Source organism: Vibrio sp. R11-SG3-ISO3-SZ, assembly GCF_059834345.1.
Window position 1 is genome coordinate 22,562 of record NZ_JCBDGX010000037.1, and the last position, 6,131, is coordinate 28,692.

The following is a 6,131-nucleotide window of genomic DNA, read 5'->3' on the forward strand; positions in this document are numbered from 1 at the left end:
GTAAACCGATGCTTTATGCCACTATGGCACCAGGATATAAGAATGAATAAGGAGGTCTTGTGAACAAGGCCATTGAAATTAAAAAGCTAGGTCAACTTGATATCATTCAAGACAGTGCGCCGTATGCCAAAGACCCGACGCAGCTTTTCCACACCTTGTGTGAGAACAAAACAGATAGCCTGCTGCTTGAATCGGCAGAAATCGACTCGAAGCAAAACCTGAAAAGCTTGCTGATTGTTGACTCGGCAGTGCGCATCGTCTGTATGGGCCACAGTGTTACCTTAACTGCTCTCACAGCCAACGGCGAGCACCTACTTAACCATCTTCGCCACAATATTCGTGACACGATTCAACACCAAGCGACCCCAACCACGCTGACGCTGCATTTTGAGGCGCCGTGCGACACACTCGATGAGGACTCTCGTCTGCGCGAAGCATCGTCGTTCGATGCGTTACGTTTGATCCAACATAGCTTCGATCTCAAAGCGCACGATCAGCACGCGCTGTTTCTTGGCGGTTTATTTGCCTATGACTTGGTCGCCAATTTTGAGCCACTCGGTGATGCAACCCAAGCCAACCAATGTCCTGACTACGTCTTCTATGTGGCTGAAACTCTGTTGGTTGTCGACCACCAACGCGAAAGCTGCGAACTTCAAGCGACCCTATTTGCCAACGAGAGTGAAGCGCCGACGCTGCGCGCTCGTCTCGAGGCAATCAAAACTCAGTGCCAAGCACTAAAACCTTTGCCTGAGGCAAAAAAATTGGCTCAAGTCGATGCCGTACCAAGCGTCAGCGATGATGATTTCTGTCAGACCGTACGCGATCTTAAAGAGTACGTCGTTAAGGGTGATGTGTTTCAAGTGGTGCCGTCGCGACGATTTACCTTACCCTGCCCTTCTCCACTGGCGGCATACAAGGCACTCAAAGAGAGCAACCCAAGCCCTTACATGTTCTACATGCAAGATGAACTCTTCACTTTGTTTGGCGCCTCACCTGAAAGTGCATTGAAATACGAAACCCACACCAACCAGGTCGAGATTTACCCTATTGCCGGCACCCGCCGTCGCGGTAAGCGTGCAAACGGCGAGATTGACTTTGACCTCGATAGCCGAATTGAACTGGAGCTGCGCACAGACAAAAAAGAGAACGCCGAGCACATGATGTTGGTGGATCTGGCGCGCAACGATGTCGCTCGCATCAGTGCAGCGGGGACACGCCACGTCGCCGATCTCCTCAAAGTGGACCGTTACAGCCACGTGATGCACCTCGTGTCACGCGTGGTGGGCCAACTGCGCAGCGACCTTGATGCGCTGCATGCCTACCAAGCGTGCATGAACATGGGCACCCTCACTGGCGCGCCTAAAATTCGCGCTATGCAATTGATTCGCGATGTCGAAGGCGCCAGGCGCGGCAGCTATGGCGGTGCCGTCGGCTACCTAACTGGCGAAGGGACACTCGATACCTGTATCGTTATTCGCTCGGCCTACGTTGAGAATGGTATTGCACAAGTCCAAGCGGGGGCTGGTGTGGTGTTTGATTCTGACCCACAAGCTGAAGCCGACGAAACCCGTGGCAAAGCACAGGCGGTAATTGCCGCTATTCAAGCGGCCCATAAGGAGTAATCTCATGGCGAACATCGTATTTATTGATAACTTCGACTCCTTTACCTACAACTTGGTCGACCAATTTCGCTCACTAGGTCACTCCGTCAAAATTTATCGCAACCACATTGCGGCCGAGGTGATTGAGCAAGCCGTTCATCAACTCGACAACCCAGTGGTGTTGCTGTCACCTGGCCCGGGGGCGCCGTCCGAAGCAGGCTCAATGCCAGAACTGATTACACGCCTAAAAGGCCAAGTACCGATGATCGGCATTTGCCTTGGCCACCAAGCGATTGTTGAAGCCTATGGTGGCGTGGTGGAAGGTGCGGGAGAGATCGTTCATGGCAAGGTCTCCATGATGTCACATCAAAAGCACGCGACCTACGCAAACTTACCGTCACCGCTCGCCATCGCTCGTTACCACTCTTTAGTGGCCACTAAGGTGCCTGAGACGTTAACGGTCACGGCAGAAGTGGATGGCTTAGTGATGTCAGTGGTTCAAGAAGAGGATAAAGTGTGTGGATTCCAGTTCCACCCAGAGTCGATTATGACGACTTATGGCGCCACACTGCTCGCCAACGCGATTGACTGGGCACTTGAGAAACAACACGGATAAGAATTGGAGAAGCACAATGGAAGCCATCATCAACAAACTGTATGACCAAATCTCACTGACGCAAGCTGAAAGCCAACAGCTGTTCGATGTCATTATCCGTGGCGAACTGGATCCGATCTTAATGGCCGCAGCGCTAACGGCACTGAAAATCAAAGGGGAAACACCCGATGAGATTGCTGGTGCGGCCAAAGCTCTGTTGGCGAACGCCAATCCGTTCCCACGTCCAGATTACGATTTTGCCGACATTGTCGGCACCGGTGGCGACGGTCACGACACCATCAATATATCGACCACCGCAGCATTCGTCGCCGCCGCGTGTGGGCTAAAAGTGGCCAAACACGGCAACCGCAGCGTATCGAGCAAATCTGGCTCATCAGATTTACTCGACTCGTTTGGAATAAATCTCGCGATGAGCGCAGAAGAGACCCGTAAAGCGGTGGATGAACTTGGCGTCGCCTTTCTGTTCGCGCCGCAATATCACGGCGGCGTTCGTCATGCGATGCCGGTGCGCCAAACGATGAAAACTCGCACCATCTTTAACATTTTAGGCCCACTGATTAACCCTGCCCGCCCTAACATCGAATTGATGGGGGTATACAGTGAAGAACTGGTTCGTCCTATCGCTGAAACCATGTTACAAATGGGAATGAAGCGCGCGGCCGTGGTGCACGGCAGTGGCTTGGATGAAGTAGCCATTCATGGCCCGACAACGGTGGCTGAGATCAAAGAGGGGCAAATCATCGAATACACCCTCACTCCTGCGGATTTTGGCTTAGGTGAACACCCGCTAGAGGCGATCAAAGGTGGCTCACCACAAGAAAACCAAGCCATCATTACCGATATGCTCACCGGGAAAGGCACAGAGGCGCAACTCGGGGCGGTCGCGGCAAACGTTGCGTTGTTGATGCGCTTATTTGGCCACGACGATCTCAAAGCCAACACTCAACAAGCCATCGAGGCAATGAATTCCGGTAAAGCGTTTGAGCTTGTTCAACGTCTTGCCGCCCATGCTTAAGGAATAGAGACCATGACTGACGTCAACACACCTTCAACGGAGCAACTCTCCGAACACGTCTCACAGCAAGAAGCACAAATGGCGGAAGTGCTGGCTAAGATCGTACGTGATAAGTACCAGTGGGTCGCAGAGCGCAAAGTCGCCGAGCCTCTGAGCACATTTCAGTCAGCACTCGAGCCTTCTGACCGTAGCTTTTATGACGCGTTAAGCAGTGAACAGACGGTGTTCATTACCGAATGCAAAAAGGCCTCACCATCGAAAGGGCTGATCCGCGATGATTTCAATCTGGACTACATCGCCTCTGTCTACGACAAGCATGCCAATGCTATCTCGGTACTGACCGATGAGAAATACTTCCAAGGCAGCTTCGATTTTCTGCCTCAAGTGCGCCGCCAAGTGAGACAACCCGTGTTGTGTAAAGACTTTATGGTCGACAGCTACCAAGTCTACTTAGCTCGCCATTACAGCGCGGATGCGGTTCTGCTGATGCTCTCGGTACTTAATGATGAGCAATACAAAACGTTAGAGTCGGCGGCTCATAGCCTCAACATGGGCGTTTTGACCGAGGTGAGCAACGAAGAAGAGTTGCACCGCGCCGTTCACTTGGGCGCCCGTGTCATTGGCATCAATAACCGTAACTTGCGCGACCTGAGCACCGATCTTAGTCGCACGAAAGCACTGGCGCCGACGCTGCGCGAACTTGCGCCAGACGCCATTATCATCTCGGAATCAGGCATTTATACCCACCAGCAAGTCCGTGATCTGGCCCACTACGCCGATGGCTTTTTGATTGGCAGTTCTTTAATGGCTGAAGAAGATCTTGAGCTGGCGGTGCGCAAAGTCACCCTAGGTGAAAACAAGGTGTGTGGCCTCACTCACCCTGATGATGCCGCCAAAGCGTATCAAGCTGGCGCCGTGTTTGGCGGGCTGATTTTTGTCGAAGCGTCTCCACGTTATGTCGACCTTGAAACTGCACGATTAACCATGAGCGGCGCGCCTTTGCGCTATGTTGGCGTGTTTCAAAACCAGCCGCTTGATAGCGTCGCTGAGCGCGTACAATCTCTCGGTTTGAATGCGGTGCAGTTACATGGTGATGAAGATGAGGGCTATGTGAGCGAACTTAAAGCCGCACTGCCAGAAAGGGTTGAGATTTGGAAAGCTTACGGTATTAAAGACTCGCTCCCGACGCTTATCGCTAAAGGAGTGGATCGTCATCTGTTGGACAACAAGGTGGGCAGCCAGACAGGCGGCACCGGCCTTGTGTTCAACTGGTCACTGATTGACAACCCTGAGCGCATCATGCTCGCCGGTGGAATCACCCCATTTAACGCCCAAAAAGCGGCCTCACAGGGCTGCCTCGGATTGGATCTCAATTCAGGGGTTGAAAGCGAGCCGGGTAAAAAAGATCAAGAGAAGTTGCAACAAGCGTTTGCAGCCATTAGACATTACTGATTGCGCGAGCAATCGCGACAACATAGATAGGAATTACATCATGGCAAAACTCGACGCCTACTTTGGTGAATATGGCGGTCAATATGTCCCTCAAATCCTAGTCCCTGCACTTGAACAACTTGAGCAAGCCTTTATTGACGCGCAGCAGGATGATGACTTTCGCAGTGAGTTTATGTCTCTGCTGCAAGAGTACGCAGGACGCCCAACCGCACTCACCTTGACGCGCAACCTCACCAAAGGTACCAAGACAAAGCTGTACCTGAAACGTGAAGATTTACTTCACGGCGGCGCGCATAAAACCAACCAAGTGTTAGGTCAAGCTCTGCTCGCTAAACGCATGGGTAAAGACGAGATCATCGCCGAAACAGGCGCGGGTCAACATGGGGTCGCCACCGCGTTAGCTTGCGCACTACTTGGCCTTAAATGTCGCGTCTACATGGGGGCCAAAGATGTCGAACGTCAAAGCCCAAACGTGTTTCGCATGAAATTGATGGGCGCAGAGGTGATTCCCGTCCATTCTGGTTCATCGACATTGAAAGATGCGTGTAATGAAGCGCTGCGTGACTGGTCGGGCTCTTACGAAACCGCGCATTACCTCTTGGGTACGGCGGCAGGCCCGCACCCCTTCCCGACCATTGTACGTGAATTCCAGCGCATTATTGGCGAAGAGACCAAGAACCAGATTCTTGCCCGCGAAGGGCGCTTGCCTGATGCCGTGATTGCCTGTGTAGGCGGCGGTTCAAACGCCATCGGCATGTTTGCAGATTTTATTGAAGAAGAGAGCGTTCGCCTCATCGGTGTGGAACCCGCAGGCAAAGGCATCGATACGGACCAACACGGCGCACCGCTCAAACACGGTAAAACCGGTATTTTCTTTGGCATGAAAGCGCCTCTGATGCAAGACGAGCACGGACAAGTCGAAGAGTCCTACTCAGTATCGGCTGGCTTGGATTTCCCATCGGTTGGTCCTCAGCACGCGCACCTCAATGCGATTGGCCGAGCGGAGTACGACAACGTCACTGACGACGAAGCCCTTGAAGCTTTCCAAGAACTCGCTCGTAATGAAGGTATCATTCCTGCGCTCGAGTCCTCGCATGCCCTCGCTCATGCGCTGCGAATGGCGCGAGAAAATCCAGAAAAAGAACAGTTGTTGGTCGTCAACCTATCCGGTCGTGGGGATAAAGACATTTTCACTGTGCACGCCCTATTAGAAGAAAAAGGAGTGATCTAATGAGCCGTTATCAAAACATGTTTGCGCGACTCGCTGAACGTAACCAAGGCGCATTTGTCCCCTTCGTCACAGTCTGTGATCCAAACCCTGAGCAATCCCTGCGCATTATGCAGACCCTTGTCGAATCAGGTGCGGATGCACTAGAGCTTGGCTTTCCGTTTTCAGATCCGCTGGCCGATGGCCCGACCATTCAAGGGGCCAACATTCGTGCCCTTG

Annotated in this window: 6 protein-coding genes; all 6 read left to right on the forward strand. The window is 52.6% G+C overall.

Annotated elements, in window-relative coordinates:
• Window positions 1-59 precede the first annotated feature (59 nt).
• Window positions 60-1,622, forward strand: a complete 1,563-nt coding sequence (locus tag AC6R1O_RS05070) for an anthranilate synthase component 1 (RefSeq protein WP_500656586.1) — start codon at window positions 60-62, stop codon at window positions 1,620-1,622.
• 4 nt (window positions 1,623-1,626) lie between these two features.
• Window positions 1,627-2,217: an aminodeoxychorismate/anthranilate synthase component II gene (locus AC6R1O_RS05075; RefSeq protein ID WP_500656587.1), complete on the forward strand. Its 591-nt coding sequence runs from the start codon at window positions 1,627-1,629 to the stop codon at window positions 2,215-2,217.
• 16 nt (window positions 2,218-2,233) lie between these two features.
• A complete protein-coding gene (gene trpD / locus AC6R1O_RS05080; RefSeq protein WP_334552441.1) occupies window positions 2,234-3,232 on the forward strand; it encodes an anthranilate phosphoribosyltransferase in 999 nt (332 codons plus the stop codon).
• A gap of 12 nt (window positions 3,233-3,244) precedes the next feature.
• Window positions 3,245-4,684, forward strand: a complete 1,440-nt coding sequence (trpCF, locus tag AC6R1O_RS05085) for a bifunctional indole-3-glycerol-phosphate synthase TrpC/phosphoribosylanthranilate isomerase TrpF (RefSeq protein WP_500656588.1) — start codon at window positions 3,245-3,247, stop codon at window positions 4,682-4,684.
• A 40-nt stretch (window positions 4,685-4,724) separates the two neighbouring features.
• Window positions 4,725-5,915, forward strand: a complete 1,191-nt coding sequence (trpB, locus tag AC6R1O_RS05090) for a tryptophan synthase subunit beta (RefSeq protein WP_500656589.1) — start codon at window positions 4,725-4,727, stop codon at window positions 5,913-5,915.
• Window positions 5,915-6,131 (forward strand): tryptophan synthase subunit alpha (locus AC6R1O_RS05095; protein WP_500656590.1); only part of this gene is annotated, 217 nt, incomplete at its 3' end. The genes trpB and AC6R1O_RS05095, both read left to right, overlap by 1 nt.

Coding starts and splice junctions, on each gene's coding strand:
- AC6R1O_RS05075 (WP_500656587.1), top strand. CDS start 1,627: ATGGCGAACATCGTATTTATTGATAACTTCGACTCCTTTACCTACAAC.
- trpD (WP_334552441.1), top strand. CDS start 2,234: ATGGAAGCCATCATCAACAAACTGTATGACCAAATCTCACTGACGCAA.
- trpCF (WP_500656588.1), top strand. CDS start 3,245: ATGACTGACGTCAACACACCTTCAACGGAGCAACTCTCCGAACACGTC.
- trpB (WP_500656589.1), top strand. CDS start 4,725: ATGGCAAAACTCGACGCCTACTTTGGTGAATATGGCGGTCAATATGTC.